Below are 20149 nucleotides of genomic sequence, written 5' to 3' on the forward strand. Positions count from 1 at the left end.
ATGAATATTCTTTTGATCAGTAACATGTATCCTTCAAAGAAACATCCTGATTTTGGGGTTTTTGTAGAAAGAATAGTAAAAGAGCTTGAAACCAACAATAATAATATTCACTTGTGCGTGAGAGATAGTAAAGGTAAAAATAAACTTGCCAAAGTTGTAAGCTACCTTACCCTATATTTTAAAACGATCTATAAATTATTGTTTAATAAATACGACTTCATTTATTGCCATTATGTATCTCATACAGCATTGCCAATTATAATTGCTTCATCTTTCGGTAAAAAAATGAATATTGTAAGCCATGTACATGGCGGTGATATTAAACTCTTGAAAGGAAGAAATAAATTATTCCATCGATTGAAAAATCAACTTACTACATCAATTTTTAAAAAAAGCTCCACAATAATATGCCCTTCACCCAGTTATTCAGAATTCTTGCTCGCAAATTTTAAAGCAAACGATAAAAATATTGTCGTATATCCTTCTGGAGGCGTAGATAGGTGCTTTAATTATAAGGGGGCAGTTCTAAAATCCAAAGATGAAATAGTGATTGGATATGCTGGAAGGTTGGTTCAATCAAAAAATGTTGATCTGATAATCAAGGCAATCAAAGGAACTGAAAAGTTAAAGTTATCAATTGTAGGAGACGGTGAGCAGAAAAATGAGTTGATGGCGATCAGCAAAGATGCAAATGTAGAATTCATCAAACCATTACCTCATACCGAACTTGCTTCTTGGTTTAAAAAAATCGACCTGCTAATTTATCCTTCTGAAAGTGAAAGCCTTGGATTAGTTCCTTTGGAGGCTATGGCTTGTGGAGTATATTGTGTTTTAACAAAAATACCTGCTTTCAATGAATTCAAAAGCCAGGGGTTGAATTTCTTACAAATTAATGATTTTGAATCTGACGCGATTCGAGACGCTATTGTGAAATTTTCCCAGTTTGGGGACGATGAATTAAATAATATTAACAAATGCAATAGTGAAATCGTTATTCAAAAATATGGGGCGGATAATGTTAAAGAGGTGCTAAAAGGTGTTTTTCAATAAAAAAACTAAGCAAGTATTGATGTTTGTTTATGGCGAAGGTGGGCATGAAGCTCAAATGAATAGATTTGCGCCGAACCTGTTAAATAAACTTGATAATTACTATGCTATAACATTATCTGATTCTAAGAAAAAGCCATTATGGGCAGATGAGCATTTTATTACTCAAGAATTCAGAAATAAATATGCTTGGGTAAATGTCCTGAAAAATTTAGGGCCGTTGAACATTTTTTTAAAGACTTTCTTAATTATACGTCGGACTAACTGTCGTGCAATTGTTACTACAGGTCCCGGTATTGCGATTTCTGCTGCAATTGCAGCGAAACTACTAAATGTTAAAATCATTCATATCGAAACATGGTCACGCTTTACAACACGCTCATTTTCAGGACGAATTATGTATCATTTGGCTTCAAAATTTTATGTTCAAAATGAGTCTTTATTGCAATTATATCCTAAAGCAATTTTTTCAGGAAGATTATGAAGGTTTTTGTCACAGTAGGTACAACTTCTTTTGATTCAATGATTAAAAGAATTGATGAGTACTTTTTTGGACGAAAAGACTATGAGGTAACGTTCCAGATGGCTGATGGAAAATATATGCCTCGTAGCGGTGAGTACTTTGGTTTTACTGATGATATCCAAAGTTACTATATCAATTCTGATTTAATAATTACCCACTCCGGAGCTGGTACTATTTATTCTTTGGTTGAACAACGAAAGAAAATTATAGCTGTTCCAAATTTAGAAAGGATAGACAAGCATCAGAGTGACTTAGCATGTTATATGGAGAAATTCGGTTATCTCTTAGTATGGTGGGATTATATCAACTTTGAAGATTTAATGAAAAGGATCGAAACTTTTGTACCTAACGAATATCAAAAGATCCCTTTCAATAAGTATGACGCAATAGCGGATTATATTAACTCGTTGCCTTAACTATATTGATTATCATAGTCTTTGTGGCACATCAAAATTTGTATATACTCATAATAAAACCTAAGTTAAGATATTTATACTTTCAAGCCGCGCACAGTCGCGGCGACCACACCTGACAGGAGTATGTAATGTCCAAGCAACAGATCGGCGTTGTCGGTATGGCAGTGATGGGGCGCAACCTGGCGCTCAACATCGAAAGCCGTGGTTATACCGTCTCCGTTTTCAACCGCTCCCGTGATAAGACCGAAGAAGTCATCGCTGAGAATCCAGACAAGAAACTGGTTCCTTTCTACACGGTTAAAGAGTTCGTTGAGTCTCTGGAAACACCTCGTCGTATCCTGTTAATGGTGAAAGCGGGCACAGGTACCGATGCAGCCATCGACTCCCTGAAACCGTATCTGGATAAAGGCGACATCATCATTGATGGCGGTAATACCTTCTTCCACGACACCATCCGTCGCAACCGTGAACTGTCTGCTGAAGGCTTCAACTTTATTGGCACCGGCGTATCCGGCGGTGAAGAGGGCGCCCTGAAAGGTCCATCCATTATGCCTGGTGGACAGAAAGAAGCATACGAACTGGTCGCGCCAATTCTGACCAAAATCGCAGCCGTTGCTGAAGATGGCGAGCCGTGCGTGACCTACATCGGTCCTGACGGTGCTGGTCACTATGTGAAGATGGTTCACAACGGCATCGAATACGGTGATATGCAGCTGATTGCTGAGGCATACTCCCTGCTGAAAGGTGGCCTGAATCTCACCAACGAGGAACTCGCAGAGACTTTCACCGAGTGGAACAAAGGCGAGCTGAACAGCTACCTGATCGACATCACCAAAGATATCTTCACCAAGAAAGATGAAGAAGGTAAATATCTGGTTGATGTGATTCTGGATGAAGCGGCAAACAAAGGTACCGGTAAATGGACCAGCCAGAGCTCTCTGGATCTCGGCGAGCCGCTGTCCCTGATCACTGAATCCGTTTTCGCGCGTTATATCTCTTCTCTGAAAGAGCAGCGCGTTGCGGCATCCAAAGTGCTGTCCGGCCCGCAGGCTAAACCAGCCGGTGACAAGGCTGAATTCGTTGAAAAAGTCCGTCGTGCACTGTACCTGGGTAAAATCGTCTCTTACGCGCAGGGCTTCTCTCAGCTGCGCGCAGCGTCAGATGAGAACAACTGGGATCTGAACTATGGCGAGATAGCGAAGATTTTCCGTGCCGGCTGCATCATTCGCGCTCAGTTCCTGCAAAAAATCACCGATGCCTATGCAGAAAATGCGGGTATCGCCAACCTTCTGCTGGCGCCATACTTCAAACAGATTGCAGACGAATACCAGCAGGCGCTGCGTGATGTCGTTGCGTACGCCGTGCAGAACGGTATCCCGGTTCCGACCTTCTCCGCTGCGGTGGCGTATTACGACAGCTATCGTGCTGCCGTACTGCCAGCAAACCTGATTCAGGCACAGCGTGACTACTTTGGTGCGCATACCTATAAGCGTACCGATAAAGAAGGTGTGTTCCACACCGAATGGCTGGATTAATATTTGGTTAGCCATGCCATCAAGCCCGGTAGCGATACCGGGCTTTTTTATCTTGCCCGTCCACCTACTGTTTAATGGAATAGATTGCGTGAAAATTCTAGTTACTGGCGGCGCCGGTTTTATCGGTTCCGCGGTTATCCGACATATTATTAGCAATACTCGGGATAGCGTTGTTAACGTTGATAAATTGACCTATGCCGGTAATCTGGAATCCTTGCGTGAAGTGAGTGATAGCGAGCGCTATGTTTTTGAGCATGCAGATATATGTGATAAAGAGGCAATGGCGCGTATTTTTGCTACCCATCAGCCTGATGCGGTAATGCACCTGGCTGCCGAGAGCCATGTCGATCGTTCTATTACCGGGCCCGCTGCGTTTATTGAAACCAATATCGTTGGCACGTATATCCTGTTAGAAACAAGCCGTGCTTACTGGTCTTCACTGGACGAGGCAGCAAAATCTACCTTCCGTTTCCATCACATTTCAACTGATGAAGTTTATGGCGATCTGCCTCATCCCGACGAATGTCATGATTCTACCCCGTTACCACTGTTTACCGAGAAAACAGCGTACCAGCCCAGTAGCCCTTATTCAGCGTCAAAAGCGTCCAGCGATCATTTAGTTCGTGCCTGGATACGCACCTATGGTTTACCGGGGATTGTGACGAATTGTTCAAATAACTACGGACCCTACCACTTTCCTGAAAAGCTGATTCCTCTCGTCATTTTGAATGCGCTGGATAATAAATCATTGCCGATTTACGGTAAGGGCGATCAAATCCGTGACTGGTTATACGTTGAGGATCATGCTCGTGCGCTGTATACGGTTCTCACCAAGGGTAAACCGGGAGAAACGTATAATATCGGCGGTCATAACGAGAAGAAAAATATTGAGGTCGTCCAAACCATTTGCGATCTGTTAGACGAAATGGTACCGAAAGAAACATCTTACCGCGCGCAAATTACCTATGTGGCGGACCGTCCTGGACACGACAGACGTTATGCAATTGATGCCCATAAAATTAGCGACGAGCTCGGATGGACTCCTATGGAAACCTTTGACAGCGGCATTCGTAAAACGGTTGAGTGGTATTTGAATAACCAGGAGTGGGTTTCGAACGTGAAAAGCGGCGCCTATAAGAGCTGGATTGAGCAAAATTATGGGGAGCGGAACTGAATGACGAAACGTAAAGGTATTATATTAGCTGGCGGATCGGGTACACGTCTTTATCCCGTCACAATGGCCGTAAGTAAGCAATTGTTGCCAATTTACGATAAACCAATGATCTATTATCCACTTTCTACGCTCATGCTGGCAGGTATACGGGATATTCTGATTATCAGCACGCCTCAGGATACTCCCCGTTTTGAACAACTGCTCGGAAACGGTAGCCAGTGGGGATTGCATATCCAGTACAAAGTGCAGCCGAGCCCGGATGGCCTTGCTCAGGCGTTTATTCTGGGTGAAGAGTTCATCGGTGAGGATAATTGTGCGTTGGTATTAGGCGATAACATTTTCTACGGGCACGATCTTCCTCGCCTGCTTGAAGGCGCAGCAAGCCAGCAAGAGGGGGCGACCGTCTTCGCTTATCACGTCAGCGACCCGGAACGCTATGGCGTCGTTGAGTTTGATAAAGACGGTACCGCGATTGGCCTTGAGGAGAAACCTCAACAGCCCAAGAGTAATTACGCAATAACCGGTCTCTATTTTTACGACAACGATGTTATTGAGATGGCCAAAAGCTTAACGCCGTCCGATCGTGGTGAACTGGAAATTACCGACATCAACCGCATCTATATGCAGCAGGGACGATTGTCCGTCGCGATGATGAGACGCGGTTACGCCTGGCTTGATACAGGCACGCACCAAAGTATGATTGAGGCGAGCAATTTTATCGCCACTATCGAAGAGCGACAGGGTCTCAAGGTTTCTTGCCCTGAAGAGATCGCATTTCGTCGAGGCTTTATCGATGCTGAACAACTTCGTGTGCTTGCTGAGCCACTTAAGAAGACCGGATATGGTCAATATCTGCTGAATCTGACCAAGGGATTAGTCTGATTTGACGCAGTAAGCAGTATTCATCTGCGGACTGGCGAGTGCCCTTTAAGGTCTTATTGTCCCTGAAAAACAGGTACTTTGCTTAGTGTGGCGATAAGCCGTTATGGTGAGCAAAAACATTTTTCAAAAATCCTGAAACCTTGACAGTGAATAAGTATTAGCGCTAAAAAACTCCTGGTTAATCATTGTGGTGGCCGGAATAAGGCCATCAAAAACTCAAACGTGTAAAAGTAAAACAAATGAAAATAACTATCTCCGGAACAGGCTATGTTGGTCTTTCAAACGGTATCCTGATTGCACAAAACCATGAAGTGGTTGCGCTGGATATCGTGCAGGCAAAAGTGGACATGCTTAACCAGAAGAAGTCCCCAATCGTCGATAAAGAGATTGAAGAATACCTGGCGACCAAACCGCTGAACTTCCGCGCAACCACGGACAAAGAAGACGCATACCGCGATGCGGATTACGTCATCATCGCCACGCCAACCGACTACGACCCTAAAACCAACTACTTCAACACCTCCACCGTTGAAGCGGTGATCAAAGACGTTACGGCAATCAACCCTAACGCAGTGATGATCATCAAGTCGACGATTCCAGTGGGCTTCACCAAATCTATCAAAGAAGAGTTGGGTATTGATAATGTCTTCTTCTCGCCGGAATTTCTCCGCGAGGGCAGGGCGTTATACGATAACCTGCACCCATCCCGTATCGTGATTGGCGAGCGTTCCGAGCGTGCGGAGCGTTTTGCTGCACTGCTTCAGGAAGGCGCAATTAAAAAAGATATTCCGGTGCTGTTCACCGATTCCACTGAGGCAGAGGCGATAAAGCTTTTCGCTAACACCTATCTCGCTATGCGCGTGGCCTACTTCAACGAGCTGGACAGCTATGCTGAGAGCTTAGGACTGAACACCCGTCAGATCATCGAAGGCGTGTGTCTTGACCCGCGTATCGGTAACCATTACAACAACCCGTCATTTGGCTACGGCGGTTACTGCCTGCCAAAAGATACCAAGCAGCTGCTGGCAAACTATCAGGCGGTCCCGAACAACCTGATTTCTGCCATTGTGGACGCCAACCGCACGCGTAAAGATTTCATCTCGGATTCCATTCTCGCGCGCCAGCCGAAAGTGGTGGGCGTGTATCGCCTGATCATGAAGAGCGGTTCCGATAACTTCCGCGCCTCTTCCATTCAGGGGATCATGAAGCGTATTAAGGCGAAGGGCGTGCAGGTCATTATTTATGAACCGGCGATGCAGGAAGACGAGTTCTTCCACTCTCGCGTCATTCGCGATCTGGATGCGTTCAAGAAAGAAGCGGACGTCATTATCTCCAACCGCATGGCGGAAGAGCTCGCGGACGTGAAGGATAAAGTCTATACCCGCGATTTGTTCGGCAGTGACTGATTTAAATTTTGATATAAAAAACCCGGCAATTAGCCGGGTTTTTTGTTTTAAACGTTATAGAAGTTGCGGTACCAGTCGACAAAGTTTTTCACGCCCTCTTTAACGGAGGTCTGTGGTTTAAACCCAATGACGTCGTACAGCGCTTTGGTATCTGCACTGGTCTCCAGTACGTCACCCGGCTGGATCGGCATCATATTTTTCACCGCTTCTTTGCCCAGCGCCTCTTCAAGCGCGGTGATGTAATCCATCAGTTCGACAGGTGAACTGTTACCGATATTATACACGCGATACGGGGCAGAGCTGGTTGCCGGCGAACCGGTTTCGACTGTCCAGTCGGCATCGGCCTGAGGAATGACGTCCTGCAAGCGAATAATTGCCTCTGCAATATCATCGATATAGGTGAAGTCACGTTTCATCTTACCGTAGTTGTATACGTCGATGCTGTTGCCTTCAATCATGGCTTTGGTGAATTTGAACAGCGCCATATCCGGGCGTCCCCACGGGCCATATACGGTAAAGAAGCGCAGGCCAGTTGTCGGCAGGTTGTACAGATGGGAATAGGTATGCGACATCAGCTCATTGGCTTTCTTGGTTGCCGCATACAGGGATACCGGATGGTCCACGGAGTCGTCAGTAGAAAACGGCATCTTACGGTTGAGGCCGTAAACGGAACTGGATGACGCATACAGAAGATGCTGAACCTTGTTGTGGCGACAGCCTTCCAGCACGTTCAGGTGACCTACCAGGTTAGCATCCGCGTAGGCATGCGGGTTTTCCAGCGAGTAACGCACACCCGCCTGTGCAGCAAGATGGATCACGCGGTCAAACTTCTCATCAGCGAAGAGGTTTGCCATGCCCTCGCGGTCCGCTAAGTCCAGCTTATGGAAGGTGAAATTCTCGGATTTGAGCAATTCGAGGCGAGCAAGCTTGAGGTTAGGGTCATAGTAATCATTCAGGTTATCAATCCCAACAACCTTATGTCCTGCATCAAGCAGGCGCTTGCTGACATGAGAACCGATAAAGCCCGCCGCGCCAGTTACCAGAAATTTCATAGCTTCCCTCATTCACAGTGTTCTTGTTGATGCCCCAGAGCATCAGAATCCGACTATGATAGCGCGTCGCCTTGAACTTACATAACCCATCTTTCCGATATAACTCATCGGATTCTTATAGAAAATTCCGCAGCAACGGATACACTAGGTAAACAAGATTATGTTTGCCCTTTTTCATCTGTTAGGGATTGTATGACGCAAAACAACAATAACCTGGTCGCACGTAACAATGACCCGGAGCAAATTGATTTACTTGATGTAATGTTACAGCTGTGGCGTGGTAAGTGGGTGATAGGGGCTTTTATTGCTGCTTTTATCGTTCTTGCTGGCGTTTACATCACTGTAGCCAAAGAGAAATGGACGTCATCTGCCATCATAGCCCAGCCTGATGCGGCTCAAATTGCCACCTATTCCAATGCATTGAATATCCTCTATGGCGGGGCAGCACCTTCCATGTTGGACATTCAGAATCGTGCTATTGGTCGTTTTAATTCCTCCTTCTCGGCATTAGCTCAGGCGCTGGAGAATCAGGAAGATCCGGAAAAACTGACTATTGAGCCTACCGTTAAAGGACAAAGTTTGCCTTTAACCGTTAGCTATCAGGGCGAATCCGCTGAAGCCGCTCAAAAGCAATTAGCGCAATACATCCAGCAGGTTGACGAGCAGACAGCAAAAGAACTGACGCTTGACCTCAGAGACAATCTCAAGCAGCAGATTACCACCCTGAACGACTCCCTCCAGAACCAGGAGAAGGTCGCACAGGAGCAAAAAGACCTGCGTATCAAGCAGATTACCGAGGCGCTGAAGAATGCAGAAGCTGCGAAGATCAGCACTCCGCAGCTTCAGCAGACTCAGGATGTTACTCAGGAAACCATGTTCCTGTTGGGTACCGTAGCGCTGAAATCAATGGTTGATAACGAAGCGTCTCGCCCTCTGGTGTTCTCAGGCGCTTACTACCAAACGAAACAGAATTTGCTGGATATTCAGAACCTCAACGTTAACCCAGAGACTATTCACGTCTATCGTTACGTTATGAAGCCAAATCTGCCTATCCGACGCGACAGCCCGAAAATTGCTATTACCCTCATCCTTGCCGTTCTCCTCGGTGGGATTATCGGTTCAGGTGTCGTCCTTGGCCGTAACGCGCTGAGAAACTACAAGCCAAGATCCTGATTTACAGATAAAAAAAGACCGGGTTTCCCCGGTCTTTTTTATTTATGCCGTTTCCGCAAGTTCTCAATCACCGTCGTTAAATCCAGCTCCTGATCCTGAAGCAGCACCAGCAGGTGATACATCAGATCCGACGCTTCGTTCGTCAGCTCCTCCCGGTCATGCACGGTGGCCGCCAGCGCCGTTTCAACCCCTTCCTCACCCACTTTCTGCGCAATCCGTTTGGTGCCGCTGGCGTACAGCTTCGCCGTGTACGAGCTCTCAGGATCCGCTGATTTACGCCCTGCCAGCAATTGTTCCAGCTGATAGAGGAACAGCCACTGGTGGCTCGCCTCGCCGAAGCAGCTGCTGGTGCCTTTATGGCAGGTTGGCCCAATCGGGTTGACCAGCACCAGTAGGGTGTCGTTGTCGCAGTCTGGCGTAATACTGACCACGTTCAGGAAGTGACCCGAGGTTTCCCCTTTTGTCCACAGGCGCTGTTTGGTTCGCGAGAAAAACGTCACCTTGCCGCTGTCGATCGTTTTCGCCAGCGCCTCCTGGTTCATGTATCCCAGCATCAGCACTTCGCCTGAAACGGCATGCTGTACAACCACCGGCAGTAAGCCGTCAGTTTTTTCCCAGTCCAGCTGCGCCTGTTGTTGTTCTGTTAACATACCCTGATCTCCACGCCCTGGTCGGCCAGGTACGTTTTTAACTCACTAATATTGATAATCTGTTTGTGGAACACGGAGGCTGCCAGCGCGCCGTCCACGTTCGCATCTCGGAAGGCTTCCAGGAAGTGTTCCATGGTGCCCGCGCCGCCGGAGGCAATCAGCGGAACCTGGCACACCGCGCGCACCTTTTTCAGCTGCTCCAGGTCGTAACCGTTACGTACGCCGTCCTGGTTCATCATGTTCAGCACAATCTCACCCGCGCCGCGTTTTTGCACTTCCTGCACCCAGTCCAGTGTCTCCCACTGGGTTACGCGCGCGCGGCTTTCGTCGCCGGTGTACTGGTTGACGTGATATTTGCCCGTCGCGGCATCAAACCAGGTGTCGATCCCGACGACGATGCACTGCACGCCGAAGCGATCCGCCAGACGCGTAATCAGATCCGGGTCGGCCAGAGCAGGGGAGTTAATGGAAATTTTGTCTGCACCGAAAGAGAGAATTTTCGCCGCATCGTCAGCAGATTTAATTCCGCCCGCCACGCAGAAGGGAATATCAATCACCTCGGCCACGCGCGCCACCCAGCTTTTGTCCACCACGCGGCCATCGCTGGAGGCGGTGATATCGTAAAATACCAGCTCGTCTGCGCCTTCATCGGCATAGCGTTTAGCCAGCGGAACAATGTCGCCAATGATCTCATGGTTGCGGAACTGCACGCCTTTCACAACCTGACCGTCGCGTACGTCCAGGCAGGGTATTATCCTTTTTGCCAGCATTGAATCGCCTCCTTCACCGTAAATTTGTCTTCCAGCAGCGCACGGCCTACGATCACGCCGCGCACGCCGGTTCCGCGCAGAGCGGCGATATCCGCCAGGTCGCCGATACCGCCAGAGGACTGAAACGCCACCTGCGGATAACGCGCGCAAACCTCTTCATACAGCGAGACGTTCGAGCCTGCGAGCGTACCATCGCGTGAAATATCCGTGCATAGCACGTGCTTCAGCCCCACGGGGAGATAAATTTCGACCAGCTCTTCCAGCGTGACGCCGGAGTTTTCCTGCCAGCCGCTGACCGCGACCTGCTTGTTACCCTGCTCGTCGATGCGCACATCCAGCGCCAGCACCAGCGCATCCGCGCCGAAGCGGCGGAACCAGCCCTTGACCATCTCAGGATCTTTTACAGCAGTCGAGCCGACCACCACGCGCGCTACGCCCGCGTCCAGTAAGGCTGCAACATCGGCTTCCGTACGTACGCCGCCGCCCAGCTGCACCGGGACGTCCACGCCAGCCACCAGCTTTTTAAGCAGTGGGATCTGGCGCTTAGCCGGATCTTTCGCGCCGGTGAGATCGACCAGGTGCAACACCTCAGCCCCCTCGGCAGCATAAGCCTGTAAGCGCGGCAGCGGATCGTTACCGTAGTCGCGCTGCTGTCCATAATCGCCCTGATGGAGACGAACAACCGTGCCGTCAATTAAATCTAAAGCGGGAATTATCATCACATCTCCAGGAAATTTTTCAGCAGCTGCGCGCCGGCGGCGCCAGAGCGTTCCGGGTGAAACTGCACGCCGTAAAAATTATCTTTTTGCACCGCGGCGGTGAACGCCTCGCCGTAATTGCACTGGGCGATGGTGTAGGTATTCACGGGCATGGCGTAGCTGTGGACGAAGTAGAAGTACGCGCCGTCTTCAATACCCTGGAACAGCCTGTTGCCCGCTTTCGGATAAACGCGGTTCCAGCCCATGTGCGGCAGCGGCAGGCCGTGGTCGCTCATTTTCGGCACGTCTTCTTCTATAATGCCCAGCAGCTCGACGCCGTTGCTCTCTTCGCTGCGGCGGCCAAGCAGCTGCATGCCGAGGCAAATGCCCAGCACCGGTTGAGTACAGGCTTTGATGAGATCCACCAGCTCGCGCGCGTGGATCTGATCCATCGCCGCCTGAGCGGTGCCCACGCCCGGCAAAAAAAGTTTATCCGCGCGCAGCACCACGTCCGGGTCGCGGCTCACTACCGGCTCGTAGCCGTGGCGCGTAATCGCCGACCGTACGGAGTTCAGGTTGGCGCATCCGGTATCCAGAATCACCACGTTCATTACAGCACTCCTTTCGACGAGGGAAGGGCATCACCTTCAACGCGGATCGCCTGGCGCAGGGTACGGCCAAAAGCTTTGAACAGGCTCTCGACGCGGTGGTGATCGTTTTTGCCTTTGGTTTTCAGGTGTAGCGTCAGGCCCATGGTGTAAGAAAGCGAGCGGAAGAAGTGCTCCACCATTTCGGTGCTGAGATCGCCCACGCGCTGGTAGGTAAAGTCGGCTTTATATTCCAGGTGCGGACGCCCGGAGATATCCATCGCGCAGCGCGCCAGGCACTCGTCCATCGGCAGGACAAATCCAAAACGGTTGATGCCGCGCTTGTCGCCGAGCGCCAGCTTCAGGGCTTCGCCCAGCGCCAGGCCGGTATCTTCTACGGTGTGGTGATCGTCGATATACAGGTCGCCCTTAACGGCGATCTCCATGCGGAAACCGCCGTGGGTGGCGATTTGATCCAGCATGTGGTCGAAGAAACCGACGCCGGTGTGGATCTTGCTGCCGCCTTCGCGATCGAGCCAGACCTTCACGTCGATCTGCGTCTCTTTCGTGTTGCGTTCCACGTGCGAATAGCGGTCGCGTTTGGTCAGCTGCTCGCCAATCATCGCCCAGTTAAGCGCGTCCCGGCTGTAGCGCAGGCCCGCAATGCCCATGTTTTCCGCCAGCGTGATATCCGTGACGCGATCGCCAATCACATAGCTGTTGCCTTTATCCAGCGCCTCTTCCGCCAGATAGCGTTCAACAAGCTTCACTTTTGGCTTGCGGCAGTCGCATTCGTCGGCAGGCATGTGCGGGCAGATCAGCACCTCGTCGAAGGCGATGCCCTGAGAGGTCAGCACCTGCATCATCAGGTTGTGCGGGCCGTCAAAGTCTGCCTGCGGGAAACTGTCGGTGCCCAGACCATCCTGGTTGGTGATCATCACCAGCTTATAGCCCGCTTGCTGAAGCTTCAGCAGCACCGGGATCACGTCGGGTTCAAACGCCAGCTTGTCGAAACGATCGACCTGAAAATCGCTGGGTGGCTCCGATATGAGGGTGCCGTCACGATCGATAAAGAGATACTTCTGACTCATACTTTCTCCGCTTTCAGGGCGTCAATCACGCGCTGGCTCTCCGCGCGGGTGCCGACGGTAATACGCAGGCAGCCGCTCAGGGTAGGTTGTTTATTCTGGTCTCGTAAGATAATGCCCTGATCCCACAACGATTTAAATATCGCGCTTGAGGCGGTGAAGCGCACCAGGATGTAGTTGGTTTCCGAATCGAACACCTGCTCCACGCACGGAATTGCTTTCAGGGCCTCGACAAGATACTGACGCTCTTCCAGGATTTGCGCCACCCGCTCGCGCATCGCGCTGATGCCCTGCGGGGCCAGCGCCTGAGCCGCAATATCGGCAACCGGCGTCGAGAGCGGATACGGGGCGATCACTTTCAGCAGCAGGTCGATAACCGCTTTATTTGCCAGCGTAAATCCGCAGCGAAGGCCGGCGAGGGCGAACGCTTTCGACAGGGTACGCAGCACGACGAGATGCGGATACTCTTCAAGCCAGCCAGCAAGCGTGGCCTGCGGGCAAAACTCAATATAGGCTTCGTCGGCCACGACCAGCGCTTTGCCGCGCGTCATTTCCAGCAGGGCACGAATATCCTGCGGATTGATAATCTGCCCGGTCGGGTTGTTCGGGCTACAGACAAACACCACCTTCACCCCGTCGAGGTTATCGGCGATGCCCTGCAAATCCAGCTGCCAGTTGTCGAGCGCCTGCACGTTGCGGCAGGCCACGCCGAAGGTTTCGGCGCTGACGCTGTACATGCCGTAGGTCGGCTGGCAGTACATCACCGCATCTTTGCCCGGCTCGCAGAACGCGCGGATCAGCAGCTCGATCCCTTCATCCGCCCCGCGGCTGACCAGAACCTGCTCAGGCTTCACGCCCGCGTACTGCGCGTAGTTCTCGATCACCGCTTTCGGCTGACACTCCGGGTAGCGGTTCAGCGTCTGCTGCGACAGCTCGAAGGCCACCGCCGTGGGATATTCGTTAGCGTTCAGCCAGACGTCGCCGTTCCCGCCCAGACGACGCGCAGACTGATAGGGCGTCAGGCGACGGACATTTTCGCGGGCTAATTCTTCGATGTTCATGCTTGCTCCTTCAGGGCGGCAACGCGCAGCGTCACGGCATTTTTATGGGCAGTCAGGCGCTCGGCGGCGGCAAGGGTTTCAATGGTCGACGCCAGCGAGGCAAACCCTTCACGGGAGAGTTCCTGCACGGTCATGCGCTTCTGGAAATCCGCCAGCCCCAGGCTGGAGCAGGTTGAGGTATAGCCATACGTCGGCAGCACGTGGTTGGTGCCGGAGGCGTAATCCCCGGCAGATTCCGGCGACCAGTCGCCGAGGAACACCGAGCCTGCGCTGGTGATGCTGTCGACCAGATCGCGCGCGTTGCGGGTCTGAATGATCAGGTGCTCGGGGCCGTACTGATTAGAGATGGCGATGCACTGGTCGAGATCGCGGGCCACAATCAGGCGGCTGGCAGACAGCGCCTGGCGCGCTGTTTCCGCACGCGGCAGGTCGGCCAGCTGACGCTCAACGGCTTCGCCCACGCGTTGTGCCATGTCGGCATCCGGCGTCAGTAAAATCACCTGCGAGTCCGGCCCGTGCTCGGCCTGCGAGAGCAGGTCAGAGGCGACGAAATCCGGCGTGGCGCCGCTGTCGGCAATCACCAGCACCTCAGACGGCCCGGCAGGCATATCAATGGCCGCGCCGTCCAGACGCTGGCTGACCTGGCGCTTCGCTTCGGTCACATACGCATTACCCGGACCAAAAATTTTGTCGACTTTGGGAATGGACTCGGTCCCGAACGCCAGGGCGGAAATCGCCTGCGCGCCGCCCACTTTATACACCGCCTGCACGCCGCAGAGTTTTGCCGCGTAGAGGATCTCATCGGCGATCGGTGGCGGAGAGCAGAGCACCACGTTCTGACAACCGGCAATGCGCGCCGGGGTAGCCAGCATTAATACGGTCGAAAACAGTGGGGCGGAGCCGCCGGGAATATACAGGCCGACGGACGCCACCGGGCGCGTCACCTGCTGGCAGCGCACGCCGGGCAGGGTTTCGACATCCACCGCCTGCAATGTCTGCGCAGTGTGGAAGGTATCTATATTTTTCACCGCGACGGCCATCGCCTGCTTGATGTCGTCACCAAGACGACTACTGGCATCAATGATTTCCTGCTCGGTAACCTGTAAAGCGCCGACTTCCGTCTTGTCAAACTTCGCACTGTATTCACGCAGGGCGTCATCGCCACGGGCCTTCACGTTATCGAGGATCTCCGCCACGGTGCGGGTGATGCTCTCCGAGGCGGAGATTGCCGGGCGCATCAGCAGTTCGCGCCGTTGCGCGTCGCTACAGGTATTCCAGTCGATGATTGTGTTAAAGCTCATGGTCGTTACTCCATCATCTTTTCAATTGGCAGCACCAGAATGGAGCTTGCGCCCAGCGCCTTCAGTTTTTCCATGGTTTCCCAGAACAGGGTTTCGCTGCTGACCATGTGCATCGCCACGCGCTGCTGGTCACCCGCCAGCGGCAGAATGGTGGGGCGCTCTGCACCCGGCAGCAGGGCAATGACTTCCTCGAGACGCTCGGTTGGCGCATGCATCATGATGTATTTGGATTCACGCGCCTGAATCACGCCCTGAATGCGGGTCAGCAGTTTGTCGATGAGCTGCTGTTTGGCCTCTGCCATCTCACCGTCGCGCTGGATAAGGCACGCTTTGGAGCGGTAAATCACCTCCACTTCGCGCAGGCCGTTCGCTTCCAGCGTGGCGCCGGTAGAGACGAGGTCACAGATGGCATCGGCCAGGCCCGCGCGCGGCGCCACTTCAACGGAGCCGTTCAGCAGACAGGATTTAAACTGCACGCCTTTTTGATCGAGGTAACGCTTCAGCAGGTGAGGATAAGAGGTGGCGATACGTTTGCCGTTCAGCGCGGCCGGGCCGTCCCAGGCTTCATCGACCGGCGTGGCCAGCGACAGGCGGCAGCCGCCGAAGTCCAGACGACGCAGGGTAAAGTAGCGGGGATCTTCGCCCTGCGCGCGGCGGGTTAATAGCTCTTCTTCCAGTACGTTTTCGCCGATGATGCCGAGGTCAACGACGCCATCCATCACCAGGCCCGGGATATCGTCATCGCGTACGCGCAGAATGTCGATCGGCATATTTTCAGCCAGGGCAATCAGGCGCTGGGTGTGCAGGTTGATTTTAATCCCGCAGCGGGCCAGCAGTTCGCGTGAATCGTCGCTTAAACGGCCTGATTTCTGAATAGCTATGCGTAAACGTGAGTTATCTAACATTCTGTGTTCCTCGTTAACCTGTTTTAACCTGTCTGAATGCGGTCCAAAAAAAAAAGCCCCCGGAAGATGATCTTCCGGGGGCTTTTTCATGCGTTCATGCACCACTGGAAGATCCAAACGTCTTCCAGCACACATCGCCTGAAAGACTAGTCAGGATGATGGTGATGATGGTGGTTTTTAAAAGGAACGCGTGTCATATAAATTCTCGTTGAATGCTTATGCATTTGATGTCTTTTAACCTAAACCAGTTATACGCCATAAAGCAAGGGCTTTTTTTGATCATTAATTCATTTCATATTGATGGTATGAATTGTGCGTTCCACAAGGCTGGCGTAGCCTTATAACAGGGGTAGTTAAGCGGAGAATGTACATGAAAAAGGTCGCGATTGTCGGGTTAGGGTGGTTAGGAATGCCGCTGGCGATGTCATTAGCCGCGAAAGGCTGGCAGGTGACAGGGAGTAAGACCACCCGAGATGGGGTTGAAGCGGCACGCATGTGCGGCATTGACGGTGTCGAGCTGCGCCTCGAACCCGAGCTTATCTGCGATACCGACGAGCTGGACGAACTGATGAATGTGGATGCGCTGGTCATCACCTTACCGGCGCGACGCAGCGGGCCGGGCGAGACGTTTTACTTGCAGGCGGTGCAGGAGATTGTCGACAGCGCCCTGGCGCACCATGTTCCGCGCATTATTTTCACCAGCTCGACCTCCGTCTATGGCGATATCGACGGTACGGCGAAGGAGAACACCGAGCGCCGTCCGGTGACCGCCAGCGGTCGGGTACTGAAAGAGCTGGAAGACTGGCTGCACAATCTGCCCGGCACGCAGGTGGATATTTTACGTCTGGCCGGGCTGGTGGGGCCGGGGCGCCATCCGGGGCGCTTCTTTGCCGGTAAATCCGCGCCGGATGGTCAGCACGGGGTTAACCTTGTGCATCTTGAAGATGTTGTCGGCGCAATAGAACTGCTTTTACAGGCTCCGAAAGGGGGGCACATCTATAATATATGTGCGCCTTCGCACCCGGCGCGCAGCACCTTTTATCCGCTGATGGCCCGCCAGCTTGGCCTGGCGCCGCCGGTGTTCAGTGATGCGCAGGGGGAACGCAAAGGCAAAATTATTGATGGCAATCGTATTTGCCATGAACTGGGATTTGAGTATCAGTATCCCGATCCGCTGGTTATGCCCATGGAATAACTGCATCAGCGGAGACAATCGCACACCGCAAGGGGGCGAAGATGAAACCGCTGCTGGATGTTCTTGTTATTCTGGATGCGCTTGAAAAAGAGGGGAGCTTTGCCGCCGCCTCGGCGAAGCTCTATAAAACGCCTTCGGCTCTGAGCTATACCGTGCAAAAGCTTGAAAGCGATCTTAATATCCAAATCCTTGACCGTTCCGGGCATCGTGCGCGATTCACCCGTACAGGGCAGATGCTGCTGGAAAAAGGGCGTGACGTGCTGCATGCGGTGCGCGAGCTGGAAAAGCAGGCCGTTAAGCTTCACCAGGGCTGGGAAAACGAGCTGGTGATTGGGGTTGATGATACTTTCCCTTTTTCACTGCTTACCCCGCTTATCGAGACGTTTTATCAGCGCCATAGCGTTACGCGTCTGGTTTTTATCAACGGCGTGCTGGGCGGTTCATGGGACGCCCTGACGCAGGGCAGGGCGGATATTATCGTTGGAGCCCTGCATGAGCCTCCTCAGCTGAGTGAATTTGGTTTCGCCCGGCTGGGCGTACTGGAGCAAATTTTTGCCGTTGCGCCTCATCATCCGCTGGCGAATGAACCGGAGCCAGTTTCAAGACGCGTCATCAAAAACCATCGCGCCATTGTGGTGGGAGACAGCTCGCGTCCCGAGTGCGGTATTTCATCGCAGCTTCTGGATGAGCAGGAGGCCATCACCGTTTTTGATTTTAAAACCAAGCTGGAGCTGCAAATAAGCGGCCTCGGGTGCGGTTACCTTCCCCGTTATTTAGCTCAGCGGTTCATAGACAGCGGCGCGCTGGTGGAAAAACAGGTTTTAGCGCAGAGCAGTAACGAATCGGTATGGGTAGGCTGGAATGAACAAACCGCCGGGCTTGCCAGCGCCTGGTGGCGGGACGAAATTTTAGCAAATAGTGCTATCGCGACAGTTTACACTCAGGCAGGTGATGGTAAATCAACCAGTTAGAAAAATTATTTTATGGGCACGTTTCTCAATGTATTGCCTTTTGTATCTTGAATAGGGCAAAATGCCGCCGCTGCAAACAAATAAATAATCGACGATATAAAAGGCGTCGGTTATTTTTTTTTGCATGTACGAAACGAAACTAAAAACCAAGAGGCCGGGCTTCGTACCGGATAGATACTTACTAAAATCCGACAGTTGTTGTCGCTGAGGAAGAAAGAAATGGGGCAATTTTTCGCTTACGTGGCGGTTATCACCGTAAAGGAGAATAACTATGTCGCATAACGCAACTCCAAACACCTCTCGCGTGGAATTACGTAAAACGCTTACGTTGATTCCGGTTGTCATGATGGGCCTTGCCTATATGCAACCGATGACGCTGTTCGATACATTCGGTATCGTATCAGGCCTCACGGACGGTCATGTGCCGACGGCTTACGGCTTTGCACTGATTGCGATCCTCTTTACCGCGCTCAGCTACGGTAAACTGGTGCGCCGCTATCCGTCTGCCGGTTCCGCCTACACCTATGCCCAGAAATCCATCAGCCCGACGGTCGGCTTTATGGTGGGCTGGTCTTCGCTGCTCGACTATCTGTTCGCGCCGATGATCAACATTCTGCTGGCAAAAATCTATTTTGAAGCGCTGGTGCCATCGATTCCATCCTGGATGTTCGTCGTGGCGCTGGTGGCCTTTATGACGGCCTTTAACCTGCGCAGCATCAAGTCCGTTGCCAACTTTAACTCCGTTATCGTTGTGCTTCAGGTTGTACTGATTGCCGTGATCCTCGGCATGGTGATTTACGGTGTGTTCCACGGCGAAGGCGCGGGCACTCTGGCGAGCAGCAAGCCGTTCTGGTCTGGTGATGCGCATGTGATCCCGATGATTACCGGGGCGACGATTCTGTGCTTCTCCTTTACCGGTTTTGACGGTATCAGCAACCTGTCTGAAGAAACGAAAGATGCAGAGCGCGTGATTCCGCGTGCAATCTTCCTGACGGCGCTGATTGGTGGCCTGATCTTTATTTTCTCGACCTATTTCCTCCAGCTGTACTTCCCGGATATCTCTCGCTTCAAAGATCCGGATGCTTCTCAGCCGGAAATTATGCTCTATGTGGCGGGTAAAGCGTTCCAGGTCGGCGCGCTGATCTTCTCCACCATCACCGTACTGGCGTCCGGTATGGCCGCGCATGCAGGCGTTGCGCGTCTGATGTACGTTATGGGCCGCGATGGCGTATTCCCGAAAAGCTTCTTCGGCTACGTGCATCCAACATGGCGTACCCCGGCGATGAACATCATTCTGGTCGGTGCGATCGCGCTTCTGGCGATTAACTTTGACCTGGTGATGGCAACGGCGCTGATTAACTTTGGTGCGCTGGTGGCGTTCACCTTTGTTAACCTGTCGGTGATCTCTCAGTTCTGGATCCGTGAAAAGCGTAACAAGACGCTGAAAGACCACTTCCAGTATCTGTTCCTGCCGATGTGTGGTGCTATGACCGTGGGCGCGCTGTGGGTTAACCTGGAAGAGAGCTCAATGGTGCTTGGCCTGATTTGGGCAGGTATCGGCCTGGTTTACCTGGCCTGTGTGACGAAGAGCTTCCGCAACCCGGTTCCTCAGTACGAAGACGTCGCGTAAGACTGTGTCGGGTGGCGGCTACGCCTTACCCGACCTGAATACCCCGTAGGCCCGCGTAAGCGAAGCGCCACCGGGCAAAAAAAAC

General features: G+C 51.9%; 22 protein-coding genes and 1 other annotated feature. Of the genes, 12 read left to right on the forward strand and 10 right to left on the reverse strand.

What is annotated here, in order from left to right:
- From E0L16_RS18780 to ugd, 7 genes are all read left to right on the forward strand, one after another.
- Complete coding sequence (locus E0L16_RS18780) at positions 1-1050, forward strand: glycosyltransferase family 4 protein (protein ID WP_131637784.1); 1050 nt, start codon at positions 1-3, stop codon at positions 1048-1050.
- On the forward strand, positions 1037-1531 hold the full coding sequence (gene pssD / locus E0L16_RS18785; protein ID WP_022651473.1) for a PssD/Cps14F family polysaccharide biosynthesis glycosyltransferase: 495 nt from the start codon (positions 1037-1039) through the stop codon (positions 1529-1531). Before E0L16_RS18780 ends, pssD begins: the two co-directional genes overlap by 14 nt.
- Entirely contained in the window at positions 1528-1986 is a 459-nt protein-coding gene (gene pssE / locus E0L16_RS18790; protein WP_131637786.1) for a PssE/Cps14G family polysaccharide biosynthesis glycosyltransferase, read from the forward strand. The genes pssD and pssE overlap by 4 nt, the downstream gene beginning before the upstream one ends.
- A 128-nt stretch (positions 1987-2114) precedes the next feature.
- Complete coding sequence (gene gndA / locus E0L16_RS18795; RefSeq protein WP_131637788.1) at positions 2115-3521, forward strand: NADP-dependent phosphogluconate dehydrogenase; 1407 nt, start codon at positions 2115-2117, stop codon at positions 3519-3521.
- 88 nt (positions 3522-3609) lie between these two features.
- A complete protein-coding gene (gene rfbB, locus E0L16_RS18800) occupies positions 3610-4695 on the forward strand; it encodes a dTDP-glucose 4,6-dehydratase (RefSeq protein WP_131637790.1) in 1086 nt (361 codons plus the stop codon).
- Positions 4696-5577 (forward strand): glucose-1-phosphate thymidylyltransferase RfbA, encoded by an 882-nt coding sequence (gene rfbA / locus E0L16_RS18805; protein ID WP_131637792.1) that lies wholly within the window; start codon positions 4696-4698, stop codon positions 5575-5577. It begins immediately after the preceding gene.
- 239 nt (positions 5578-5816) lie between these two features.
- Positions 5817-6983 (forward strand): UDP-glucose 6-dehydrogenase, encoded by a 1167-nt coding sequence (ugd, locus tag E0L16_RS18810; RefSeq protein ID WP_131637794.1) that lies wholly within the window; start codon positions 5817-5819, stop codon positions 6981-6983.
- 47 nt (positions 6984-7030) lie between these two features.
- Here the strand turns inward: ugd and E0L16_RS18815 are convergent, their stop codons facing one another.
- Positions 7031-8035: an NAD-dependent epimerase gene (locus E0L16_RS18815; RefSeq protein ID WP_107533343.1), complete on the reverse strand. Its 1005-nt coding sequence runs from the start codon at positions 8033-8035 to the stop codon at positions 7031-7033.
- A 192-nt stretch (positions 8036-8227) separates the two neighbouring features.
- On the opposite strand from E0L16_RS18815, the gene wzzB reads away from it, so the two are divergent.
- Positions 8228-9208 (forward strand): LPS O-antigen chain length determinant protein WzzB, encoded by a 981-nt coding sequence (gene wzzB, locus E0L16_RS18820; RefSeq protein ID WP_131637796.1) that lies wholly within the window; start codon positions 8228-8230, stop codon positions 9206-9208.
- A gap of 38 nt (positions 9209-9246) precedes the next feature.
- Here the strand turns inward: wzzB and hisIE are convergent, their stop codons facing one another.
- The 9 genes from hisIE to hisL all read right to left on the reverse strand — a co-directional run bounded on the left by hisIE (position 9247) and on the right by hisL (position 16465).
- Positions 9247-9858, reverse strand: coding sequence for a bifunctional phosphoribosyl-AMP cyclohydrolase/phosphoribosyl-ATP diphosphatase HisIE (gene hisIE, locus E0L16_RS18825; RefSeq protein WP_131637798.1), 612 nt, complete (start codon positions 9856-9858; stop codon positions 9247-9249).
- Positions 9852-10628, reverse strand: coding sequence for an imidazole glycerol phosphate synthase subunit HisF (gene hisF, locus E0L16_RS18830; protein WP_131637800.1), 777 nt, complete (start codon positions 10626-10628; stop codon positions 9852-9854). Before hisF ends, hisIE begins: the two co-directional genes overlap by 7 nt.
- On the reverse strand, positions 10610-11347 hold the full coding sequence (hisA, locus tag E0L16_RS18835; RefSeq protein WP_131637802.1) for a 1-(5-phosphoribosyl)-5-[(5-phosphoribosylamino)methylideneamino]imidazole-4-carboxamide isomerase: 738 nt from the start codon (positions 11345-11347) through the stop codon (positions 10610-10612). Before hisA ends, hisF begins: the two co-directional genes overlap by 19 nt.
- Complete coding sequence (gene hisH / locus E0L16_RS18840; RefSeq protein WP_131637804.1) at positions 11347-11937, reverse strand: imidazole glycerol phosphate synthase subunit HisH; 591 nt, start codon at positions 11935-11937, stop codon at positions 11347-11349. The genes hisA and hisH overlap by 1 nt, the downstream gene beginning before the upstream one ends.
- Positions 11937-13004 carry a bifunctional histidinol-phosphatase/imidazoleglycerol-phosphate dehydratase HisB gene (gene hisB / locus E0L16_RS18845; RefSeq protein ID WP_131637806.1) on the reverse strand — a complete coding sequence of 356 codons (1068 nt, stop codon included), beginning with the start codon at positions 13002-13004 and terminating at the stop codon, positions 11937-11939. Before hisB ends, hisH begins: the two co-directional genes overlap by 1 nt.
- Positions 13001-14062, reverse strand: coding sequence for a histidinol-phosphate transaminase (gene hisC, locus E0L16_RS18850; RefSeq protein WP_063868369.1), 1062 nt, complete (start codon positions 14060-14062; stop codon positions 13001-13003). Before hisC ends, hisB begins: the two co-directional genes overlap by 4 nt.
- On the reverse strand, positions 14059-15363 hold the full coding sequence (gene hisD / locus E0L16_RS18855; protein ID WP_131637808.1) for a histidinol dehydrogenase: 1305 nt from the start codon (positions 15361-15363) through the stop codon (positions 14059-14061). Before hisD ends, hisC begins: the two co-directional genes overlap by 4 nt.
- A 5-nt stretch (positions 15364-15368) precedes the next feature.
- A complete protein-coding gene (gene hisG / locus E0L16_RS18860; RefSeq protein WP_006811208.1) occupies positions 15369-16268 on the reverse strand; it encodes an ATP phosphoribosyltransferase in 900 nt (299 codons plus the stop codon).
- A 47-nt stretch (positions 16269-16315) separates the two neighbouring features.
- Positions 16316-16439: a sequence feature (His leader region), on the reverse strand.
- Positions 16415-16465 carry a his operon leader peptide gene (gene hisL, locus E0L16_RS18865; RefSeq protein ID WP_099516347.1) on the reverse strand — a complete coding sequence of 17 codons (51 nt, stop codon included), beginning with the start codon at positions 16463-16465 and terminating at the stop codon, positions 16415-16417. Its footprint overlaps the feature before it by 25 nt.
- Positions 16466-16638: 173 nt before the next feature.
- Between hisL and E0L16_RS18870 the strand changes: the two genes are divergently transcribed.
- From E0L16_RS18870 to plaP, 4 genes are all read left to right on the forward strand, one after another.
- On the forward strand, positions 16639-17463 hold the full coding sequence (locus tag E0L16_RS18870; RefSeq protein WP_131637810.1) for an SDR family oxidoreductase: 825 nt from the start codon (positions 16639-16641) through the stop codon (positions 17461-17463).
- 41 nt (positions 17464-17504) lie between these two features.
- On the forward strand, positions 17505-18434 hold the full coding sequence (locus E0L16_RS18875) for a LysR substrate-binding domain-containing protein (protein ID WP_131637812.1): 930 nt from the start codon (positions 17505-17507) through the stop codon (positions 18432-18434).
- Between the two features lie 219 nt (positions 18435-18653).
- A complete protein-coding gene (gene yoeI / locus E0L16_RS18880) occupies positions 18654-18716 on the forward strand; it encodes a membrane protein YoeI (protein ID WP_099458931.1) in 63 nt (20 codons plus the stop codon).
- Positions 18706-20064: a putrescine/proton symporter PlaP gene (gene plaP, locus E0L16_RS18885; protein ID WP_003859499.1), complete on the forward strand. Its 1359-nt coding sequence runs from the start codon at positions 18706-18708 to the stop codon at positions 20062-20064. Before yoeI ends, plaP begins: the two co-directional genes overlap by 11 nt.
- Positions 20065-20149: the final 85 nt, after the last annotated feature.

It is taken from the genome of Enterobacter quasihormaechei (assembly GCF_004331385.1).
In the GTDB taxonomy this organism is placed as follows: domain Bacteria; phylum Pseudomonadota; class Gammaproteobacteria; order Enterobacterales; family Enterobacteriaceae; genus Enterobacter; species Enterobacter quasihormaechei.